The sequence below is a fragment of the Ruegeria meonggei genome, from assembly GCF_900172215.1.
Classification (GTDB): domain Bacteria; phylum Pseudomonadota; class Alphaproteobacteria; order Rhodobacterales; family Rhodobacteraceae; genus Ruegeria; species Ruegeria meonggei.
Map to the genome: position 1 here is coordinate 211384 of NZ_FWFP01000007.1, position 21264 is coordinate 232647.

17 protein-coding genes, 1 tRNA gene and 1 pseudogene are annotated in these 21264 nt (G+C 59.0%); 14 read left to right on the plus strand and 5 right to left on the minus strand.

The window, feature by feature from the left end; translation table 11 throughout:
* Positions 1–157 precede the first annotated feature (157 nt).
* From RUM8411_RS13520 to RUM8411_RS13550, 5 genes are all read right to left on the minus strand, one after another.
* A complete protein-coding gene (locus RUM8411_RS13520) occupies positions 158–3970 on the minus strand; it encodes an ATP-dependent Clp protease adaptor ClpS (RefSeq protein ID WP_085823242.1) in 3813 nt (1270 codons plus the stop codon).
* 848 nt (positions 3971–4818) lie between these two features.
* Positions 4819–4895 (minus strand) — tRNA-Arg (locus RUM8411_RS13535).
* A 65-nt stretch (positions 4896–4960) separates the two neighbouring features.
* Positions 4961–6343: a sensor histidine kinase gene (locus tag RUM8411_RS13540; protein ID WP_085823245.1), complete on the minus strand. Its 1383-nt coding sequence runs from the start codon at positions 6341–6343 to the stop codon at positions 4961–4963.
* A gap of 18 nt (positions 6344–6361) precedes the next feature.
* The gene (locus tag RUM8411_RS13545; protein WP_085823246.1) at positions 6362–7780 is read right to left on the minus strand and encodes a dihydrolipoyl dehydrogenase family protein; all 1419 of its coding nucleotides are present in this window, start codon (positions 7778–7780) and stop codon (positions 6362–6364) included.
* Positions 7781–7783: 3 nt separating this feature from the next.
* On the minus strand, positions 7784–8515 hold the full coding sequence (locus RUM8411_RS13550) for a TVP38/TMEM64 family protein (RefSeq protein ID WP_085823247.1): 732 nt from the start codon (positions 8513–8515) through the stop codon (positions 7784–7786).
* Positions 8516–8810: 295 nt separating this feature from the next.
* Here RUM8411_RS13550 and rpmH point away from each other — a divergent pair, with 295 nt between their 5' ends.
* From rpmH to RUM8411_RS13620, 14 genes and pseudogenes are all read left to right on the plus strand, one after another.
* Positions 8811–8945: a 50S ribosomal protein L34 gene (gene rpmH, locus RUM8411_RS13555; RefSeq protein WP_005632162.1), complete on the plus strand. Its 135-nt coding sequence runs from the start codon at positions 8811–8813 to the stop codon at positions 8943–8945.
* A gap of 26 nt (positions 8946–8971) precedes the next feature.
* Entirely contained in the window at positions 8972–9397 is a 426-nt protein-coding gene (rnpA, locus tag RUM8411_RS13560) for a ribonuclease P protein component (RefSeq protein ID WP_085823292.1), read from the plus strand.
* Positions 9394–9639 (plus strand): membrane protein insertion efficiency factor YidD, encoded by a 246-nt coding sequence (gene yidD, locus RUM8411_RS13565; RefSeq protein WP_085823248.1) that lies wholly within the window; start codon positions 9394–9396, stop codon positions 9637–9639. Before rnpA ends, yidD begins: the two co-directional genes overlap by 4 nt.
* Positions 9640–9706: 67 nt before the next feature.
* Complete coding sequence (locus RUM8411_RS13570) at positions 9707–11323, plus strand: acyl-CoA dehydrogenase family protein (RefSeq protein WP_085823249.1); 1617 nt, start codon at positions 9707–9709, stop codon at positions 11321–11323.
* 44 nt (positions 11324–11367) lie between these two features.
* Positions 11368–12261, plus strand: a complete 894-nt coding sequence (ttcA, locus tag RUM8411_RS13575) for a tRNA 2-thiocytidine(32) synthetase TtcA (RefSeq protein ID WP_085823250.1) — start codon at positions 11368–11370, stop codon at positions 12259–12261.
* Positions 12262–12331: 70 nt separating this feature from the next.
* Positions 12332–13876 (plus strand): annotated as a pseudogene (locus RUM8411_RS13580) (putative bifunctional diguanylate cyclase/phosphodiesterase).
* A 123-nt stretch (positions 13877–13999) separates the two neighbouring features.
* The gene (gene yidC, locus RUM8411_RS13585) at positions 14000–15829 is read left to right on the plus strand and encodes a membrane protein insertase YidC (RefSeq protein ID WP_085823251.1); all 1830 of its coding nucleotides are present in this window, start codon (positions 14000–14002) and stop codon (positions 15827–15829) included.
* Positions 15826–16563 carry an MOSC domain-containing protein gene (locus tag RUM8411_RS13590; RefSeq protein WP_085823252.1) on the plus strand — a complete coding sequence of 246 codons (738 nt, stop codon included), beginning with the start codon at positions 15826–15828 and terminating at the stop codon, positions 16561–16563. Before yidC ends, RUM8411_RS13590 begins: the two co-directional genes overlap by 4 nt.
* Positions 16560–17213, plus strand: coding sequence for a ribosome biogenesis GTP-binding protein YihA/YsxC (yihA, locus tag RUM8411_RS13595; protein ID WP_085823253.1), 654 nt, complete (start codon positions 16560–16562; stop codon positions 17211–17213). The genes RUM8411_RS13590 and yihA overlap by 4 nt, the downstream gene beginning before the upstream one ends.
* The gene (locus RUM8411_RS13600; protein WP_085823254.1) at positions 17210–17578 is read left to right on the plus strand and encodes a DUF2946 family protein; all 369 of its coding nucleotides are present in this window, start codon (positions 17210–17212) and stop codon (positions 17576–17578) included. The genes yihA and RUM8411_RS13600 overlap by 4 nt, the downstream gene beginning before the upstream one ends.
* Before the next feature lie 68 nt (positions 17579–17646).
* Positions 17647–19050: a PepSY-associated TM helix domain-containing protein gene (locus RUM8411_RS13605; protein WP_085823255.1), complete on the plus strand. Its 1404-nt coding sequence runs from the start codon at positions 17647–17649 to the stop codon at positions 19048–19050.
* 104 nt (positions 19051–19154) lie between these two features.
* Positions 19155–20018, plus strand: coding sequence for an acetylglutamate kinase (gene argB / locus RUM8411_RS13610; RefSeq protein WP_085823256.1), 864 nt, complete (start codon positions 19155–19157; stop codon positions 20016–20018).
* A gap of 19 nt (positions 20019–20037) precedes the next feature.
* The gene (locus tag RUM8411_RS13615) at positions 20038–20724 is read left to right on the plus strand and encodes a ferredoxin (RefSeq protein ID WP_200818578.1); all 687 of its coding nucleotides are present in this window, start codon (positions 20038–20040) and stop codon (positions 20722–20724) included.
* A complete protein-coding gene (locus tag RUM8411_RS13620) occupies positions 20721–21218 on the plus strand; it encodes a SixA phosphatase family protein (protein WP_085823257.1) in 498 nt (165 codons plus the stop codon). The genes RUM8411_RS13615 and RUM8411_RS13620 overlap by 4 nt, the downstream gene beginning before the upstream one ends.
* The last annotated feature ends 46 nt before the right edge of the window (positions 21219–21264 follow it).

Here is a 21264-nt window from a genome sequence, read left to right on the forward strand (position 1 = left end):
CCCATTGCCGCCATCGATCGTGCTTTGGCCCAACAGGTCGAATGAGCCCACAGCCGCCATTGCCCCAGTTTCGAGTATTTGCATGTGCGGCATGATGGTCGGCCCTTTGCTGCCGTTCGTATTACGCAAAACCAATGACCGCTCCGGGATCAACTCATCAATAGATTTCGCTCTCCAAAGAGCGGTTCACACCGTCCAGCATTGTAGCTGCCCAGTCTCCGAGGACCGCATCACTACTCCAAGAAGCAAGCGGCTCTGTGAAGATCAGTAGATGTGGTTTCCGCGAGCCGCTCCAAGAGCTGGGATAAATGCGCTGGCGCAAAGCATCACGGAACCGCTTTCTGTCGCCATACAGGTTGGCGAGTTTCTGGAGCGCGGGGTGCCAGTTCCATTTGCCGCTCTTCTGTTCGAGTATCGGGAAGAAGGTAAGGAGGAATGCAATGCGACCATCCGGATCGACCGCAACCCATTCAAGCATCAGTTCGATCGGGATATCGAATAGGGCTCCAGCGCCGACGCGCGAGAGGTCACTTGCGAAGGGCTTGGTAGCGGAAGTGATGGTGTTCATCCGATCACGTTCGACCCGTGTTGCGATCTCGTAAAAGCTTGCGAGTACAGGCCAGACTGCAGCCGGAGCGCGTAGAACTATAGTGTCGAGGGCACCGCGTAGCACATCCGGAGGACCGCGGCGTCTCGATCCTGAGGTTCGGCATGCAAACACTAGCTGATCGGCAAACCTACGAGCGAAGGTGTCGTCGATTCCGTTAGAGGCATCGACCAAACGGAGTAACCGACCGTAGGAATGATCAGCCATGGTAGTATTGCCATCTACTTCTTCGGCGATGGATGGTGAAAGGATCGTGAACTTTACCAGATCGACGATCTCGGGGGGAAGAATCTTCTGGCCGTGTGTATACATGGACAAGATCTCGAGTGCAGCCCATGCTCCTCCGTCAGAGCCACGCTCAACGAGCGCCTCGATAAACGTTGACAGAGCAGCGTGACCGACTTCCTCGAGACGACGTCCATAGGAAACCGAGACACTCTGAGCCGGCGCCACTCTGCCCTCGCGAACGTCGTTCGCGAAGTTGTTGAGGCGTTCATCAGTGACGCGGAGCGAAGTCATAATATACATCGGATTGGCAGTGAGGACACTCGATGTCTTTGCAATGGCTTCAAGCTTACCGACGCCGTCTGGTTTATCTTGAAGGTGGTAATCGAGAGCCGATAAGAGGGAAGCGACAAAGTTGACGCCTTCCCGTGTGCCGCTCTCATCTAAGGCAGTGACGGCTTGCTCGAACGTATCCAAAGGGTCCCGCAATTCCGGGGCCAAGGCGTTCGCAAAGGCCTGTGGCGCATTCATCTCTTCGATCGCCATGACGTGGATGGCGCGGGAAAGCTGCTTCGGATTTCTAGCGATCATATGCGCAAGTTCTTGCACGCGACGCGCCGAATATTCGTAGTCGGGCTGGTCTTGGTCCTGAGCGTAGCGTTTCGCTGGATCGTGCAGGTCCGCCATCCAGAAGCGGCTATAAAGACGGACCAGATCTACCGGGTCGGTCGGTAGGGTCGCGTCGAACAGCCTTCGCACAGCGAGCGAGAAGTCATTCGGCTCTTCGGGTCGATCGAAATAGAGCCAATCACCGATCCCGTGAGTGGCGTCGAACCAATGACCAGAGTAGGCAACCACTTCTTTGACAAATATCTCGAGGGTGGGCAAAAGTTCGGGCGAGAGGAGATTGCGGATGTCGCCTGCGACATGCTCCTCGACTACCCGGCGCAGTTTGATGTCCTTGCGCCAAAGTTCGAGCAGGCGCTGGAGAGCCCAATCGAAATAGGCGTTGATAGTGCCGTGATCGGCAGGCACCCATTCCGGGTGATAGGCTTCGGCGCCGATCTGCTCGAACTGTTCTGATCGAGAGATACGGGTCTGGATCATCGCCCCGAGCGCTTCGACACCAACGCGACGGATACGCGGATCGTCTTCGTCGAGGGCCTGTTCCAGGGCAACACGTCGGAGGCGATCATCGGCCTGCGAGCCTGTGAGCGCGACCTGGAAGAGCTGGCGTAACAGCTCCAAGATCGGCTGTGAGCCCTCGAGAGGGGCGACGGCCGCGAGCCGCAGGACCATCTGCACGGCGGGGCCGAAGCTTTTCTGGCGCGAGGCGAGGAGACGCAGCGCGTCAACGAGCTCTTCAGTGACGGAAATGGCTTCGACATCGGAAAGCGATACATGCGCGATCGCCCGGTATAGGGATGTTCCTGTGCGATCGGGTTCGACATGAACGAAGGCAGTGAGATAGGGCGCGACGTCGGGTCGGACGATGTTCGCGTCAGCGAACGAGGTGCGTAATAGCGTATGGATGGCCTCGCTCAGCGTGCGGGACCGCGCGAGGAAGCGCCAGCGTGCGAGCATGGCGTCTCGGTGCTGACACGGCGCACTGTCCAGAAACGCTACCAGTGTTGAGGGGCGCAGATAATCAAGGCGACGCAGCGCGAGGAAGTTAGCAATCGGACGGGGCTGTACGGTCATTGCGCTATGATTGCGTTCGACCAGATGCTGCCGGGTGGCAATGACGAGATTCTCGTACATCAGTTCACCCTTCATATGAACGAGCATCTCGGCGAGGTTATCGAAGGCGGCTGGATTCTCATCGGGCGAAAGGTTGTCGAACAATGAGAGGCATTCGAGCGCCCGCACAGTTTCTCGGTCAGCGCCGACCGCATCCATAATCTGCTGCGCAACATCGTCGACCGACTTTAGGATCGCTCTCTTCTCGTAGCTCTCGGTAGCGAACACAGCGATGCGGGGAAATCCGTCGCAAAGGTCGGCGATATAGTCGAGTTCATCGGCCTTGGCCTTGGTGAGCTTGGTCTTAAGGATGCCCCTTATCGTCGAGCGATCGGCCTTGGTGGGCCGAACCATGACGCAATGATCATCATGTTCGAGCCCCTCGGTGCCGATGGTGATGATGCGAAGCTGGCTACCTTCAGTAAGAGCGAGCGCGTTTAGCTCGCGAGCTTTGTCGAGCGGGCATCCGTCCACGACAAGCACTGCCGCCGAGCCCTCCTTCACGATCTGGTTCGCGACGTCCCATAGGCGATCTCCAACCTGGCTGGACTCGCAGAAAATGAAGTTGGCGGCAGCGAGTCCCCTGAGTAGACCAGTGCCCGTGCTAAGCGCTTGATACAGTGCGCGGGTCTTGCCGATTCCTGAGGCACCCCAGATGCGAACGGAAGCTCCAGACTCTTCCAATTCGACGAAGAGGCGCTCGGCAAGTTGAGAAAACTCGATCGCATCGGCTTCATACGGGCCGAGCAAGAATTTGCGGTCAGGGCTCTCAACGAACGTTGGCGCGGTGATGTCCGCGCGTTTGCCCCAATGATCGAGGGTAGAGAAGCCGGCAAGGTCGATCGCAGCGTGCCGCTGCTTGATCCAGACAGCAACACCGGGGTGCGCGCTGGCCCACGCGGCGAGCTTATTTCCCTCGTATACATCGACCGTGGCGAGATTGGTGGGATCACCACCGGCGGTCGCAATGCCATTCTTGATCGCTCTGACGCGATCTTCCGGTTTATTACCGACGAGCGCCGTCGCAGTGATGCCGATATAGCTGCCGCCGCGAGCGAGAACTTCGCGCACAGCGTCATTCAGAATCTTGGCCGCGACTCTCTTCTTTTGGGTGGGCTTGGTCCAAACCTCTTTTTCCCACTGAGCGTCGCCCGCGTCCTTCGCCTTGCATTGAAAGATGATGTCGCAGCTTGGGAAAAAATCTGTTGATGCTTCGCCACCGGCCCAGACAATTCTCGCGTCCTGACCTCCATCGGCGACTGTGATTTGGAGCGGAACATCGACCCCTCGCAGTGGAACGCCAGCATTGCGGGCTTCGGCGTAAAGAAGACGGCGCAACAACTCGACGAGCTCGTCTCCAGTGAAATCTTTGATTTCGTTAGGATGGACTGTAAACATATTGCCTTTCTAATGTGTCTGCATCGTCGGCAAAACGATAAGATGATCTAACGGCAAAGGGTTGGAAGGAATAACATCGCCGGGGTAGTCGATCTCATACCAAGGCGTTAGCTTTTAAGCATAGGTTTGTGTCAGCAGTCCAATTGAAACAGGCAAAAAAATGAGCTCGTAGGATGAAGAATAACCTGTTTTCAGAAAGTGGTATCGATCCGCGACAGGCTCTGCTTCGTTCGCATTGCCGACCTTGGGGGAGAGCGCAGCGAAGGTCCGCTCCCCGCCCTCTCGACGGATCACATTGCGCATGCAGCAGTTTTTTCGCGTTTGCAGCGAACGGCAGCTCAGTGGCCACAATTACTTTTTGAAGTTTGACAGAAGGGTTCGATCGCAAATAGCGGTAAGCCCTCTTTCCCATCACCTTCCTTTCGTGGGCCAGCGGGATTTGGACAAGCCAAACGCCCTTGGCCTTCAGGGTGAGGGCGCGGCCCTCCCCCTCGGGCAACGCTATTAGACAGGACCGTGTCCTCGGCTATGCCTGCGGGCCGCACCACCCCTATCGAATAGCATTGCCTTGCCCCCTCCCGCGTTCGCCACGTGGCAGATCGGCAGAAACAGGCAGCTTCGCTGTCTGATCTGCAAATCAGCCCAGATTTTCCAAAAGGGAAGTCAGATCAAACGAAATTCTCTGCGGGAGTACTAAAATGGGAAACTTGAGTCAGTTTAAGACGCGAAGGCCAAAATCAATTGATTTCCAACATCGGGGGGTACCTTCCGATGTCGAACGTTCACCCCGTTTCTGGTCCAACTGTGACGGTTGGGTCAGGTTCGTGTGACGTTCAACAAGAGGTAAATGGCGGACCGAGGAGGATTCGAACCCCCGACCCCTTGATTCGTAGTCAAGTACTCTATCCAGCTGAGCTATCGGTCCGCGTTGGTGAGGCGCTATGTAGACCCGGCATTCAGGACGTGCAAGCCGATTCTGCAAAAAATATTCTAAAAAGTCCCCTCGCCCCGCGGAAGCCTGATTTCAAAGGTTGTGCCTTGCGGACCCGTCTCGGTAAGGACCAGATCTCCGCCATGGCCGCGCACAAGTTCCTGGGAAATGGCAAGCCCAAGACCCGAGCCGCCTTTGCGCACACCCCCCTGAAAAGGCGTGAACAGGTTTTCGCGGGCCTTCGGTGGCAAACCGGGGCCTGTGTCTCGAACCTCAACACACCAGTTGGTATCTTGCGTGCAGCCAGAAATCGTGATCCTGCCGGAGTTCCCGGAAGCCACAAGCGCTTGTCTGGCATTTCGCACAAGGTTCATTAGGACCCGGAACATTTGTTCGGGATCGGCTCGTGCGATCAGATCCTGGGGTACGTTGTTGATGATCTCTACGCAGGAATCCGCGACAGCAAGCTGCTCGCTGGCGACAACATCCTCGGCCACGTTTCGCAGGGGGACCATTGTCAGGGTCGGTGCAGGTTCCTCTGCTTTCCCGAACGCAAGTGTGCTTTCGCACAAGGACACCGCGCGGGTGATCGAGTTAACCAGCTTAGGTGCCATTCGCCGCACCAGAGGGTCGTCACTGGCCTCGATACGATCAGTGAACAGCTGGGCCGAGGTCAGGATGTTGCGCAGATCATGGCTGACTTTTGCGACTGCCCCACCCAGCTGCGCCAAACGTTCTCGCTGTTTCAGGGCCTGCGTCAGTTCGGTCTGCAACTGCTGCAGGGCCTCTTCCGCCTCGCGCAGTTCTGTCACCTTGGACCCTGGAGAAATGATACCGCGCGCATCTTCGGGCGCGCTGGCGTAGCGCTGCATATACCCAACCACGCTTTTGATGGGTTTAACCAACACAACCCGCACAGCCAGAAACAAAAAGAAGGCCGTGATAATCGAAATCACGAAGGAAAGGCCCAGAATACGCAAACCGTAATCTGTCATCGCCATACGCAGCGGCATGCTGTCGGTTGTCACCTCGATCAAAAGTCCAGCCCCTTTGACCGGCTCGCCGATCACGCGAATGATTTCGTTTTCCGGCGTGAACAGGCGCGCGACGGCATCGCCGATCAGAACCATCGGCCCCGCGTCTCGCAAATCGTAAGTCTTGGTGATCGGTTCCGGGATGGGCGAGGACAACATCAGCTGACGCACCTCATCCCGCCGCAGGACAACGTTATAGACACCCGCATTGGCCAGCAGCTCGGCCTCAAGTTCCTCGGCCAGCATGTCATCGGCCAGCAACGCCAATGAGGCGATCTGCGCACGCTCAAGCCGGTTCAGCAGGAAATCCTCGCGAAACCGCGCAATGGAAGGAACAAAGATCAAAATCTCGGCCAACATCACGAAGACCGTCGTCAGGATCAGAAATCGGCCCGACAGCGAGTTCAATCTGCTCTCCCTTCCAGGTCAGGATATCCAGCGCTGGACGAACCCGACAACACGTTTAACCATCTGATTCTCAAACAGCCTTGGCGAGAAATAGGCACCCGCCACCCGTTTGTTAAGCTCTCCGATCGTCGGATAGGGCGAAACCATCGCAGCGATCTGCCCCATCTTCAGGTTATTTGCCAGGGCCAGCGACCACAAGTTGATCAGTTCACCCGCCTGATGACCCACGATTGTGGAGCCGACGGGTCGGCCTTTCACCACCATGACCTTTATGAAGCCGGTCGTTTTGCGCTCGGATATGGCGCGGTCATTATGGTGATAGTCAAAGCGCGCAACTTCGACCTTGTCACCATGCAGGGCGCGGGCCTGCGCCTCGGTCAGACCCACCTGCGCCAATTCGGGGTCAGTATAGGTGGCCCAGGGGATATGGGCGGTCTTCGCCTTGGATGGCAGACCAAACAGCGCCGAGCGGATGATGATACCCGCATGATACCCAGCGACATGGGTGAATTGCATCCCGCCGGCAACGTCGCCGATGGCATAGACCTTGCGGTTTGTCGTACGCAGTGCTTCGTCGACCTTGATCCCGGTCCGTGTCGGCTCAATCCCCGCGGCCTCAAGGTTCAGTCGGTCAGTGTTGGCCTTGCGCCCAGCCGCTATCAGCAGGTGCGAGCCCGAGAAGATCTCTCCCGTCTCGGTTACCACCTCGACAACGCCGTCCCTGCCGCGGATTTGCGCCACCATGGCCTGTTCGTGAATGGCAACGCCTTCGGCGCGCAACGTGTCCAGTACGATCTCGGCAGCCTCAGGGTCGTCTTTGCCCAGCGCCTGCATGCCTTCGATCACCGTGACCCTGCAGCCCAGTCGGATATGGGCCTGTGCCATCTCAATCCCGATCGGGCCACCGCCGATGATCAGCAGATGTTCAGGCTTGTCGCGCAGGTCAAATATCGTCTCGTTGGTGAAAAAATGTACCTGATCCAGACCCGGAATTGGCGGAACCAGCGGAGAAGACCCTGTCGCAATCACCACACGCCGCGCTGTAATCATGTGATCACCCGCCTGCACCTGGGTCGGAGATACAAAGCTGCCAAACTCGCGGATCACCTTTACTCCGAAGCCCTCGAACCGCTCTTGGCTGTCCATCGGCTCAATCTGAGCAATTACGTCATGTACGTGATCCTTGGCAGCAGCATAATCCACCTGAGGGACAACATCCGCCACGCCCAGCGCCGACGCATGTGCCTGCCCATAGGCCGCCTTGCCGCTGGCGATCAGGGCCTTAGAGGGCACACAGCCGAAATTCAGGCAGTCGCCGCCCATCTTTTGGCCTTCCAGCAGGATAACGTCGGCCCCCATCTGGCTGGCACCGGCAGCAACGGACAGCCCGCCCGACCCGGCTCCGATCACCAGGATATCGGTTTTCAGTTCTTGCATGTCTCAGGCGTCCTTTCGGCCACGCAGGGCTTTGACGACAATCGGCAATGTGGCCAGCACGCACAAGCCTATGATCGGGCCCATGACAAAGGGTTCCCACAGCAACGAGACATCCGGCGTCTCGCCGCGGTCGAACACGCCGCCCAGCCCGACACCGATCCAGGTGTAGACGATACCGCCTGGAATAATGCCTAACGCCGTGGTGATCAGAAAGTTGCGAAACTTTACGCCAACCAGTGCAGGCACAAGATTGGCCACAAAGAACGGCACCACAGGTACAAGACGCAGCAGAAACAGGACCGAGATCTCATTCTCGCGCAGGCCGTCTTTCAGTTTTTTGACCGTCCCCTCTGAGGCCTCAAGCTTGGCAGTCAGCGATTGACCCAGCCCCCAGCGCGCGGCCAGAAAGATTGCCGAAGCCCCGATTGTGGCCGCGAACACGTTGAACACGGTGCCTGCGAACAGGCCGAACAGGAACCCTCCGGTCATCGAGGCGACTGCAGCGCCAGGCAGCGAAAAGCCGACAATCACGATATAGATCGTCACAAAGGTGGCGACCATCGCCCAGTAATTCGCATCCCGCCAGGCCAACAGCACCTCGCGGTTGTCGCGCAGCGTTTCAAATGTCAGGTAATCACCCAGTGTAAAGAACCCCACCGCGGCAACGGTAAGAATCACCAGCAAAGGTATGTGCCGCGCAAGCCCGCTGCGCGGTGCCTGAGTTGTATCGCTCATGTGAGTGTCCGGTTTTGTGCGTTTCATTCTGTCACCAACATGCGCCGCCTGCCGTCTCTGCAACAGGGGGCTCACGCTGCGTTGATCTTTACGGCAGGGAATGTGAGGGTTTCGGGACGTAAAACCGACTTTTTGAAACCTTTTACCCAACGCGGTTACAGAATTGTTGCAAAAGGCGTCAAAACCCCCACCTAGGGGTTTGACTTAGCCCCCACTACCCAGTAGAGGACGGGCTTCGAACAACCGGGCAGGCGAATCCGCGCCGCACCCGACCGCATAAATTGGAGACGGAGCGATGAAACGCACCTATCAGCCTTCGAACCTGGTTCGCAAACGCCGCCACGGTTTCCGCGCGCGCATGGCCACCAAGGCCGGCCGCAAAATCCTGAACTCGCGCCGCGCACGTGGCCGCAAGTCGCTGAGCGCGTAAACCGCTCGACCTGTCAGGTTATGAACATGACGCCGCCGGAGGCCCCTGAGGATGGTAAGAACCACCCCGGGGATATGCCCCCGGCGGCGTCCGTTTGCGCGCCTGATACTTTGACCATTCTGAAAAAAAGATTCGACTTCCTAAAAGCCGCGCGCGCGTGTCGGCAAGGAACATCGTCTATGATGGTGCAGGCCCGCAAACGCGCACCTGATGAGGGCGCGGGTATTCGCGTCGGTTTCACCTGTTCCAAGAAGGTCGGCAATGCTGTGGCCCGCAACCGCGCCAAGCGCCGACTGCGCGAGGCCGCGCGTGCCGTGCTGCCCAGTCAGGGAAAAGATGGCTGGGATTACGTGCTCATCGGCCGTGCCGAGGCGACGGCCGCACGCCCGTTTGAAGGCTTGCTGGACGATCTGCGCTATGCGCTGCGCAAGGTACACGGTCCCCGGAAATGACGCTGTTGTCTCATATCTTCGCCCTGCCCGTCCGGGCCTATCGATTGATCTTCAGCCCCTGGGTCGGTTTCAACTGCCGCTATCAGCCTACGTGTTCGGCTTATGCGCTGGAGGCGCTGGAAAAACACGGCTCGATCAAAGGCGCATGGCTGACCGCGCGCCGGATCGGGCGCTGCCACCCCTGGGGCGGTGATGGTTATGACCCGGTTCCAGAGTACAAGGCTGACGACCACGCCTCCTAACCCGCCGTCAGACTTGACCGACGTCTTGCCGCGTTAAACACTCGGACCGGTACAGCCCGAGGTTCAGATGACATCCGACGCCCGCCACAGCCTGCCCACCCATGACGTCCTGAACCAACCGCCCCTGCGCGGCGATGCCGATTTATGGGGGGCTGATCCCGTGCTGCAAAACTGCATCCGCTTTGCCGGGGGACGCACCCAACCATTGCAGGCTTACGGAGCGACGCTTGGGCGCACCCAGACACGTGCGCTGGCAGGCGAAGCCAATCGCCATACGCCCGAGCTGGTTTTGTTCGATCCCGGAGGGCGGCATCTGGACGAAGTCCGGTTTCATCCCGCCTACCATCAGATGATGCAGATCAGTCAGACCGCTGGCTATGCCGCGCTGGCGTGGGACGGCCAACCCGGCGGCCATGCCACCCATGCGGCAATGATCTATATGGCCAGCCAGGTTGAGCCCGGCCATTGCTGCCCGCTGACCATGACCTATGCCGCCGTCCCCGCCCTTGCGGCAAACGAGGCGATCGCGTCTGTCTGGACATCTCGGCTGACGGAACGCGGCTATGATCCATCCACGTTACCGATCGCTGCAAAGAAATGCGCCACGTTGGGCATGGCAATGACTGAAAAGCAGGGCGGCTCGGACGTGCGGGCCAATACCACCGAGGCCACCAGTGACGGCGATCACTGGCGGTTGCGCGGGCATAAATGGTTCTGCTCCGCTCCGATGTCAGACGGTTTCCTGACGCTGGCGCAAGCGCCAGGTGGGCTGACCTGTTTCCTCGTCCCCCGCTGGCTGGAGGGCGAACGCAACGCGATCCATCTGATGCGGCTGAAGGACAAGCTGGGCAACCGCTCTAACGCCTCTGCCGAGATCGAATATCACGATGCGCTGGCCTATCAGCTGGGCGACGAAGGCGCGGGTGTTCGCACCATTCTTGAGATGGTCCATCACACCCGGCTGGATACTGCCATGGCCCCGGCGGGCTTGATGCGGGCAGCCCTCAGCGAAGCACATCACTGGGTCAGCCACCGCAGCGCCTTTCAACGCCGATTGATCGATCAACCCCTGATGCGCACGGTTCTGGCCGATCTGGTGTTGGACTGGGAAGGCACGCTATCGCTGGGGATGCGCGTGGCGCAGGCTTTTGATGGCCAATCGCCGGAAGACAAGGCCTTTGCCCGGATCGCAGTGGCGTTGGCCAAGTTCCTAAACAACAAGCGTTGCCCCACAGTGGTGGTCGAAGCGATGGAGGTGCTGGGCGGTATGGGTTATGTCGAAGACACCCCCTTGCCCCTGCTCTACCGCGAGGCCCCGCTGAACGGCATCTGGGAAGGCTCGGGCAATGTGATCTGCCTGGATATCCTGCGCACTCTGGCCCGCGAGCCACTGGCCGCCGAGGTTCTGGCGGCGGAACTGGACGCAGCAACGGGCGCAGACCGCGGCTATGACGCCGCCCTCAAGGTCCATCGCGACCGCTGGCCCGGCCTGCCGCCTGAGGCTGAGGCGCGCTGGTTCGCGGAACGCACGGCGCTATTGCTGACGGCATCGCAACTGCTGCGCCACGCGCCCGGCGCAGTCTCTGACGGGTTCATCGCCACGCGGCTGACCGGCAACAGCGGCCGTATTCCTGGATCGGTGTCGGGGCTGGACGCAAACGCCTTACTTGCGCGGCTGGGCTGACCCACGCTCTTGCCCGGTTGCGCCATCTGCGATAGGGGCAGCGCATGTTTGACGAAGCTGACGATATTCACCCGCTTTTTGCCGGCGCGCCCTCGACCACCGAGTTCAAAAAGCTGCGCAAACGCATCGTGCGCCAAACCCGCGAAGCCATCGAGCACTACGGGATGGTGGACCCGACGGCGCATAACAAGGACGGTAACCCGCCCCGCTGGTTGGTCTGTCTGTCGGGTGGCAAGGACAGCTATACCCTGCTGGCCGTTCTGTACGAGCTGAAATGGCGTGGCCTGCTGCCGGTCGACCTGCTGGCCTGCAATCTGGATCAGGGGCAACCTGGTTTTCCTGCGACTGTGTTACCCGAGTTTCTGGAACGGATGGGGGTTCCGCATCGCATCGAATATCAAGACACCTATTCGGTTGTGATGGACAAGGTGCCCCAGGGCCGCACGTTTTGCGCCCTGTGTTCACGCCTGCGCCGGGGCAACCTGTACCGTGTCGCGCGCGAAGAAGGATGCTCGGCCGTGGTTTTGGGCCATCACCGGGATGACATCCTAGAGACGTTCTTTATGAACCTCTTTCACGGTGGACGTCTAGCAACCATGCCCCCCAAACTGGTGAATGAAGAAGGTGATTTGTTTGTCTTCCGCCCCCTTGCCCATGTGGCCGAGGCCGATTGCGCCAAATTCGCCACCGCGATGAATTATCCGATCATCCCCTGCGATCTGTGCGGCAGTCAGGACGGGCTGCAACGCCAGCAGGTAAAACAGATTCTGGACCAGTGGGAGAAAAACAGTCCCGGACGGCGTCAGGTGATGTTCCGGGCGCTGACAAATGCGCGGCCGTCGCATCTGCTGGACCCGAAACTGTTCGATTTCCAGAACCTTGCCCTAGGTTCTGACAAAAGTACTGAAAACTCAGATGAAATTCCGCGACTGCGTTAACGTCTGACTCAGATTGGTTTTCTACGGTTGCCTTTAGCGTGCGATGCCCAACGTAAAGGCCCAGAAACCGATGTGGAAACATATCTCACTGAACCGCCTACTCGATTCCGTTGCCTCGGGGCTGAGCGGCCCGCCTGCACTGGCCTTTGCCCCTGCGATCAGCCTGGGTGCGTTCTGGCTGGGCGGCGAAGGGGCGTTGGTGGCCGCAGCCCTCGGGTTGCCCGTTGTGATTGCCGGTGTCGCTGTGATTGCAGTCCGTACACACCTGCGAACCGGCCCTCATGGCCCGTCTGACGGTCTGCTGACCCTCGATGCTTTTGCCTCCAGGATGGAGGAGATGTTTAACCAGACGGACGCGAATGTCGAAAACTCGGCCTGCATGATTGTTGCGCTCGACGATTACTCGGATTTCCTGGATCTTCACGGCAATTCTGCCGCCAATCATCTTACGGCGCAGTTCAGCAAGCGGGTTCTTTCGGTCATCCGAACGCAGGATATCGTGACCCGGCTGGATCAGAACAAAATCGCCATTGGCCTGAACCCGGCGCAACAACTGGATCTGGAAGCCTGTATTCAGTTGTCCGGCAGGATTCAGTCGGTTGTCGAAGACCCCATTACGCTGAACGGGGCCGGAATCTATGTATCCTGCTCAATCGGCTTTTGCCTTTTGTCCAACATGGCTAAGGGTGCGTATGAGGAATGGATCGACGCCGCCTCAGCCGCGTTAAGCGAAGCGCAAAGGAACGGACCGTCGACCATTCGCGCATTTTCCAGCGACACCCGCCGCAGGTCTCGTATTCAGGCAAACCTGCGCAAGGAATTTGACGCAGCCCTGGACAGTGGCGAAATCCGCCCCTGGTTTCAGCCTCAGATCTCAACGGATACCGGACGTGTCACCGGGTTCGAGGCTCTGGCCCGTTGGGAACACCCGCAAAAAGGCATGCTGAGTCCACAGGTGTTTCTGCCCTTTGCCGAGCAGGCCGAACTGATGGAGCGGCTTGGACAAGCGATGCGCCATCACGCCTTTGCAGCCATGCGCGACTGGGATCGGGCCGGGGTTGTGGTGCCAAAGATCGGGGTGAATTTCTCCTCGGACGAGCTGCGCGACCCTACCCTGATCGATCGCCTGAAATGGGAGCTGGACCAAAATGACCTGACCCCGGACAGGCTGGCCGTCGAGGTGTTGGAAACCGTATTTTCGCGCCGCCCCGACGATGTCATCACCCGGAACGTGACCAGCTTGTCCAAACTTGGCTGCTGCATTGATCTGGACGATTTTGGAACAGGTCATACGTCAATTGCCTCTATCAAACGGTTTGACGTCTCTCGGATCAAGATTGACCGATCTTTTGTGGCCAAGGCCGACCGCGACGCCAGCCAGCAACAACTGGTCAGCGCCATTTTGACGATGGCTGAACGTTTAAGTCTCGAGACCTTGGCCGAAGTGTTGGAAACCAAGGGCGAACACGCTTTAATAGCCCAATTGGGATGCGACCACGTTTAGGGCTTTGGCATCGGCAAGCCGATACCGTTTGAAAAGACACTGGACTGGATTGCGAGGCACCAGAACAAGGTGAACGACGTGCCGAAGATTGGGCGTCAAACCGGCTCGTAATCACGGATTCCCGACAAAGAAACGCGATACGTGACGAAATGACAGGCGAATCCGCTTGACCTTTGGGCCTGCACTCTGTTGAACCCACCGGGTGTGTTTCACTGCTTAAGGTGGCTGTCCCTGATGGACGATCAGAACAAGAATCTAATCCTCGCAACCGCGCTCAGCTTTCTCGTGATCCTTGTCTGGTTTGTGCTATTCCCGCCACCGGAACCTGCGACCACACCTGATCAGGCTGAAATCACTGCCACAGAAGGCGGCGAGATCCAGACGCCCAGCGCCCAGGACACCGGGTCCGTGGGTGAGGCGACCGCCGCAGCTGAAGAGACCCTGCCCGAGGCAGCGGCCCCGCGGGTTCAGATCGACACCCCGCGCCTGACAGGCAGCCTGTCGCTGTCGGGGGGCCGGATCGATGAGCTGTTCCTGAAAGACTACAAGGTCTCGATCGATGAAGGTGCGCCGATCGTGGAACTGTTGTCTCCTGTCGGCTCAGACTCGGCCTATTACGCCCTATATGGTTGGGCCCCAGGCACAGGGGTCGCTGGCGCAGACGTTCCCGGCCCCAACACGCCTTGGTCTGTTGAGCAGGGTGAGGTATTGGGCGTCGACACACCGATTACCCTGAAATGGGACAACGAAAACGGCCTGACCTTCCGTCGTATGATTTCGGTCGACGAAAATTACATGTTCAGCGTCACCCAGTCGGTAGAAAACAACACGCAGGCCGAGGTTGGCATGGCCCCTTATGGTATCCTTGCCCGTCACGGCATCGGCGAGGATGGTGATCTGCCGGGCCTGAAGAACTTCTTCATCCTGCACGAAGGCGTGATGGTCATGGCCGACGGCGTGCTGGACGAGATCGATTACGGCGATGTCCGTGATTTCGACATTGATCCAAACGAACGTGCCCAGGCTGAGGTTTTTCAGGTCTCTGAGGGTGGCTGGGTAGGCTTTACCGATCACTACTGGATGACCACGCTGATCCCAGAAGAGGGTGCAACCTTCAAAGCGGCCGCAAAATACGATGCCCGCCGCAAGATTTACCAGACCGAAACGGTGCTGCCGACACTGACCGTAGCCCCCGGCGCAACCGAAGAGGTCACGACCCGGTTGTTTGCCGGTGCCAAGGAATGGGAAACCATTCGTGAGTATCAGGCCGAAGGCGTCCAGAAATTCATCGACAGCATCGACTGGGGCTGGTTCTATTTCCTGACCAAGCCGATCTTCTGGCTGCTGCACAACATCAACGCCCTGATCGGCAACATGGGTTGGTCGATCATCGGCCTGACGCTGATCATCAAGGCAATCCTGTTCCCGTTGGCGTTCAAGTCCTACGTCTCGATGGCGAAGATGAAGGAATTGCAGCCGCAGATGGAGGCCCTGAAGGAGGCCGCTGGCGATGACCGCCAGAAGATGCAGCAGGGCATGATGGAGCTGTATAAGAAGGAAAAGGTGAACCCCGCAGCGGGTTGTTTGCCGATCCTGATGCAGATCCCGATCTTCTTCTCACTGTATAAAGTGATTTTCGTCACCATCGAACTGCGTCAAGCGCCTTGGTTCGGTCCGTTCCAGGACCTAAGCGCGCCGGATCCGACCTCGATCATGAACTTGTTCGGTCTGCTACCATTTGCCGGACCGCAACCTGATACGCTCATGGCGCTGATCTTCATCGGTATTCTGCCGCTGTTGCTGGGTATCTCGATGTGGCTGCAGCAGAAACTGAACCCGGCACCAACGGACGCGACACAGGCGATGATCTTTGCCTGGATGCCTTGGGTGTTCATGTTCATGCTAGGCAGCTTTGCCAGCGGGTTGGTGGTCTACTGGATCGCGAACAACACGATCACTTTCACCCAGCAATACCTGATCATGCGCAGCCAAGGATATAAGCCGGACGTCTTCGGCAACATTAAATCCGGCTTTAAGCGTGCGGCCAAGACGGACGACAAATGACCGCTGAGGTAACCCAGATTTGGCGGCATCCGATCAAAAGCCATGGTCGCGAAGCCGTCCAGACCGTAACCGTGAACCCCGGGCAGACCATGCCCGGGGATCGCGTTTGGGCGGTTGCGCATACTGAATCCAAAGCAGATGAATCCGAATGGGTGCCCTGCGCAAATTTCAGCCGCGGCTCGAAAGCACCGCAATTGATGGCGATTTCAGCCAAATTGGATGGGGACATGCTGACCCTGACCCATCCAGAGCGCCCGGATCTGACCTTCAACCCGGATAGCGAGCAGCAGGTTTTTCTGGACTGGGTCAGCCCGCTGATGCCTGCGAACCGGGCCGCGTCCGCGCGGATCATCCGCGTCCCCGGGCGTGGAATGACTGACAGTGATTTCCCGTCAATCAGCTTGTGCAATATGGCCTCGCACCGGGCTGTCGCCCAAAAACTGGGTCAGGATCTGTCGCCGCTGCGCTGGCGCGGCAACATTTGGTTCGACGGCATGCCCCTGTGGGAAGAATTCGACTGGTTGGACCGCGAGGTGCAGGTCGGCGAGGCGGTGTTCCATATACGCGAACGCATCACGCGTTGTCTTGCGACAACCGCCAACCCCGAAACCGGCGCGCGCGACGCAGACACCCTTGGCGCACTGAAAACCTGGGGTCATCAGGAATTCGGGATCTATGCCGAGGTGATCCGCGGTGGCGCGATCTCGATCGGTGACAAGGTACATGTGATATGAGCACCCTTCCCTTCCCAATTGCCGAAACCCCGGACGAATTCGCGATGGAGCGCGGCCGCAAGCTGTTTGCGGGCCCGTCCGAGTTCGTCAAAGGCGTCGTCGCCATGGATGGTCTGCCCGACCCCGACCGGCTTGAGGTATGCTTTGCCGGCCGCTCCAACGTTGGAAAGTCCAGCCTGATCAACGCGCTGACCGGCACCAAGGGGCTGGCACGCGCGTCTAATACGCCGGGCCGCACGCAAGAGATCAACTTTTTCACCCAAGGCCCCGAGCTCTATTTGGTGGACCTGCCCGGCTATGGCTATGCCAACGCGCCGCTTAAGGTGGTTGAGAAATGGCAGCGACTGCTGAAGAAGTACCTCAGCGGCCGTCAGACGTTGCGCCGTGCCTTTGTCCTGATCGACGCACGCCACGGCGTCAAACCGGTCGATGCCGAGATCATGAAGCTGCTGGACACCAGCGCCGTGACCTTTCAATGCGTTCTGACCAAGGCCGACAAGGTCAAGGCCAATGACCGTGCGAAGATTCTGGATCAAGTCCGCGCGGCGCTGTCGAAACATCCGGCGGCTTTCCCTGAAATCGTGCTGACCTCGTCCGAGAAGGGTGACGGCATTCCAACACTTCGCTCGATCATCACGCATCTGGAATGACCCTGTCGCTCCGCCTTCTAACTCTGCTGACCGTGCTGGCCCTGTTGCTGACTGGCGCAATACCGCAGGGTTGGATGCCGACCATGGGGGATGACGGCAAAGTCCTGCTGGTTTTGTGCACCGGCGAAGGTACTGTTGAACAATGGGTCGATCTGGACCCCGACGATCCTATTCATGACAACACTGACGAGCGTGCCATGTGCCCCTTTGCGGGCCTGACCGCGGATGTTGATTTTCCGTCGGTCGGCGCAATCACGCCGTTTACCGCCACGATCCAGCCGCGCTGGACCCACCTTGAATTCACCCATCGCAGCGCTGGGTTCCATGCGCGCTATGATGCGCGGGCGCCACCCCTCTTCTCCTGAGTCACCTCAACCCAACTTTGAGCCTGCGCAGATGCTGCGCGGGGCAATTTCCGACTCTGGAGAGCACTATGGCATTAGACAGCCAAACCGTGGGGGACACCCCGACGCAAAACACTGTTGCGCAAAAATTCTACTTCGCTGCCTGGCGGTGGCATTTCTATGCGGGAATATTCGTCATTCCCTTTCTGATCACACTTGCCACAACCGGGCTGATGATGATGTTCATCACGCAGTTTGACGGACGGGATGGCGAGAAAATCGCGGTCTTGGTTCAGGGCACTGCCCTGCCCGTTTCGCAACAGGCTGACGTGGCCCTGACAGAGGTCCCCGGGACTGTTGTCGAATGGATCGGACCCAAGGCCGCCGATCTGGCCACCGTGTTCCGCATCAAAACCGAGGATGGTCAGCGCCTTGTGGCCGTCGACCCCTATGCCGGAGAGGTTCTGGATATCTGGGATCGCCGCGCCGGGTGGTATGATCTGGCCGACAACATCCACTCGACCCTGATGATTGGCACCACCGGAGACCGCATTCTTGAGATCGCCGCCGGGCTGAGCCTGCTGCTGGTGTTCACCGGCCTGTACATGTGGTGGCCGCGCGAAACCGGGTGGGCCGCAATTGTACCCAACCTGCGGGCGCAGGGCCGCGCCTTGTGGAAGTCCTTGCACGCTGTGGTCGGGTTCTGGGTATCGCTGTTGCTGGTGGTTTTCTTAATCTCGGGCTTGGCCTGGGCTGGCGTCTGGGGTGGCATGTTCGTGCAGGCCTGGAGCAGCTTTCCCGCCGAAAAATGGGACAATGTCCCCTTGTCTGACGAAACCCACGCCAGCATGAACCACGGTCACCAGAACGACGTCCCCTGGGCGCTGGAGCAAACACCGATGCCTGCCTCAGGGTCGGACGTCGGGATAGACGGGGTACCGCAGGGCACACCGGTGAATATCGACGCGCTTGTGGCCCTTGGAACCACATTGGACATGACCGGGCGTTTCCGTGTGGCCTATCCCGGAGATGAAACAGGGGTCTGGACCCTGAACCGCGACAGCATGAGCAGTGATTCAACCGATCCGGTCAATGACCGTACCGTTCATGTGGACCAGTTCACCGGCAAGATACTGGCGGATGTGCGGTATCAGGATTACTCGCTGATGGGAAAATCCATGGCTGTTGGCATTCCCTTTCATATGGGTCTGATGGGCACGTGGAACTTTGTTCTGAACGTGCTGTTCTGCCTGTCGGTCATCTTTGTCTGTGTCTCGGGCGTGATCATGTGGCTCAAACGCAGGCCCCACGGCGCGGGGCGGCTGGCCGCGCCGCCGATGCCGGCAGAATTGCCGCTGTGGAAAGGGGCGGTTCTGATCGGGCTGTTCACAGCGATGGCCTTTCCGTTGGTGGGCCTCACATTGCTGGCCGTGCTAGTCATTGATCTGCTGCTGGTCAGAAATATTCCAGCCATGAGGCGCGCCATCAGTTGACGCTCAGACGGTCGCACTGGGCAATCGGTGCGACCGTTTCAGCGATCCGGTCTTGGCAGCACGTTCCAAAGGTCCTAACACAGGATTCCAGAGGAACAGCAGCCATGAAGACACGTGATATGAACCGGGACTGGATCGCCACCGCCGCCACTTTGAACAGCGCTTTGCCGTATCTGCAACGCTATGACGGCGCAGTTGTCGTCATCAAGCTGGGCGGGCACGCCATGGGCAGCGACGAAGCGATGGAGAGCTTTGCTCGCGACGTCGTTCTGATGCGTCAGGTGGGGGTAAACCCGGTTGTCGTGCATGGCGGCGGCCCCATGATCAACGCGATGCTGGACAAGCTGGATATCCAGTCGGAATTCGTCAACGGCAAACGCGTGACCGACAAAGCCACCGTCGAAGTGGTTGAGATGGTGCTGTCCGGCCTGGTCAACAAACGCATCGTTCAGGCCATCAACGGTCAGGGCGGCACGGCTGTAGGCCTGTCGGGTAAGGACGCCAACCTGATGACCTGCGATCAGACCGACGCCTCGCTTGGGTTTGTCGGCTCGCCTGCGGAGATGAACCCGAAAATCCTGCACGATCTGTTTGCCCATGACGTAATCCCGGTGATCGCACCGCTGGGTGCCGGGCGCGCGGGTGAGACGTTCAATGTCAATGGCGACACCGCCGCCGGGGCCATCGCCTCGGCCTTGAAAGCGGACCGGTTGTTGTTGTTGACCGACGTTTCGGGGGTGAAAAATGCCGCGGGTGAAGTGGTGACCGAACTGAAAGCCGGTCAAATTCGAGAGATGACATTGGATGGCACCATTGCAGGCGGCATGATCCCCAAGACGGAAACCGCGCTGGACGCGCTGCACAGCGGTGTGCGGGCGGTGGTCATTCTGGACGGACGTGCGCCCAATGCAGTGCTGCTCGAGCTGTTTACAGAACACGGCGCCGGATCGCTGATCCGTCCCGACTGATGCGCACAGCGGAGGAGAGATGACCGGACTGCCCTCAACATCCTCTTACCGCGCATCAATCAGCTATGGCTGGGTAGGGCGTGTTGCGCACCAGGCAGGCCTGATCGTCATGGGCGCATTGCACCCCCGGCGCACTGAGACCAAGCAACTGGACAGCGGCACCCTGATCCTGCTGGGCGCGGGGTCTGCGTTCTGGCCGGTGTTGAAAGCCTCGCCAGAATGGCAAGGCCCCAATCCTGTAGACCGGTGGTCGGCGCGCGTCATTGGACAAATGGCGGTGGATCTGGGGGCCAATGCCTATTTCCCTTTTGGCGGCCCGCCCTACACGCCCTTCATTGACTGGGCACTGAAATCCGGCCGCACCTTCAGCAGTCCGGTGGGAGCGCTGGTGCACGATACGGTGGGCATGATGATCTCATACCGTGGGGCGCTGCATTTTTCCAAAGAGCTTGAAATCCCCATCGCAACCGGCCCATCGCCCTGCATCACCTGTGACGCCCCCTGCACGCGCACCTGCCCGGTCGGTGCCCTAAACACCCACAGCTTCTATGACGTTGAGGCCTGCCAAGGGCATCTGAATACAACAGAAGGGCAAACCTGCATGACAGGCGGTTGCCTTGCGCGACTGTCGTGTCCGCTCAGCGCTGGCGCAGGGCGGGACCCGGGTCAATCTGCCCACCACATGAGAGCCTTTCACCCAACATGACCCGCACGCTGATCCTGACCCGTCACGCAAAATCCAGCTGGGACAGCGCTGCAACCGGCGATCACGACCGGCCATTGAACAAACGCGGCCGCAAATCAGCTCCGGCGATTGCGGCCTGGCTGCGAAAGAACGGCTGGCTGCCGGATGAGGTGCTAAGCTCTAGCTCCACGCGCACCCGAGAAACATGGGACCGGATGGATTTGACGGCAGAAAAACAGTGCTTTCACCGAAATCTCTATCTGGCCGAGCCCGAGGACATGCTGATTGAACTGTCCGGTGCGGCAGGACAATCTGTTCTGATGCTAGGCCACAATCCCGGCATCGCTGAATTCGCCAACCGCATCGTCCGGCAGCCTCCGGCTCACGCCCGGTTCCACGACTACCCCACCTGCGCGGCTACAGTGGTCCGGTTCGACATTGACGTTTGGGCAGATATCCAGTGGCGCAGCGGCACGGTTCTGGGTTTTGTTATACCGCGCGAGCTTGTGGAATAGAAAAAGGCGAGGCCAAAGCCCCGCCTTTCTTTTGAGTTTTTAACCG

Bases quoted from the DNA above. Each gene is read 5' to 3' on its own strand.
- RUM8411_RS13520 (WP_085823242.1), bottom strand. From the start codon at position 3,970: ATGTTTACAGTCCATCCTAACGAAATCAAAGATTTCACTGGAGACGAG.
- RUM8411_RS13545 (WP_085823246.1), bottom strand. From the start codon at position 7,780: ATGCAAGAACTGAAAACCGATATCCTGGTGATCGGAGCCGGGTCGGGC.
- RUM8411_RS13550 (WP_085823247.1), bottom strand. From the start codon at position 8,515: ATGAGCGATACAACTCAGGCACCGCGCAGCGGGCTTGCGCGGCACATA.
- rpmH (WP_005632162.1), top strand. From the start codon at position 8,811: ATGAAACGCACCTATCAGCCTTCGAACCTGGTTCGCAAACGCCGCCAC.
- rnpA (WP_085823292.1), top strand. From the start codon at position 8,972: ATGACGCCGCCGGAGGCCCCTGAGGATGGTAAGAACCACCCCGGGGAT.
- yidD (WP_085823248.1), top strand. From the start codon at position 9,394: ATGACGCTGTTGTCTCATATCTTCGCCCTGCCCGTCCGGGCCTATCGA.
- RUM8411_RS13570 (WP_085823249.1), top strand. From the start codon at position 9,707: ATGACATCCGACGCCCGCCACAGCCTGCCCACCCATGACGTCCTGAAC.
- ttcA (WP_085823250.1), top strand. From the start codon at position 11,368: ATGTTTGACGAAGCTGACGATATTCACCCGCTTTTTGCCGGCGCGCCC.
- yidC (WP_085823251.1), top strand. From the start codon at position 14,000: ATGGACGATCAGAACAAGAATCTAATCCTCGCAACCGCGCTCAGCTTT.
- RUM8411_RS13590 (WP_085823252.1), top strand. From the start codon at position 15,826: ATGACCGCTGAGGTAACCCAGATTTGGCGGCATCCGATCAAAAGCCAT.
- yihA (WP_085823253.1), top strand. From the start codon at position 16,560: ATGAGCACCCTTCCCTTCCCAATTGCCGAAACCCCGGACGAATTCGCG.
- RUM8411_RS13600 (WP_085823254.1), top strand. From the start codon at position 17,210: ATGACCCTGTCGCTCCGCCTTCTAACTCTGCTGACCGTGCTGGCCCTG.
- RUM8411_RS13605 (WP_085823255.1), top strand. From the start codon at position 17,647: ATGGCATTAGACAGCCAAACCGTGGGGGACACCCCGACGCAAAACACT.
- argB (WP_085823256.1), top strand. From the start codon at position 19,155: ATGAAGACACGTGATATGAACCGGGACTGGATCGCCACCGCCGCCACT.
- RUM8411_RS13615 (WP_200818578.1), top strand. From the start codon at position 20,038: ATGACCGGACTGCCCTCAACATCCTCTTACCGCGCATCAATCAGCTAT.
- RUM8411_RS13620 (WP_085823257.1), top strand. From the start codon at position 20,721: ATGACCCGCACGCTGATCCTGACCCGTCACGCAAAATCCAGCTGGGAC.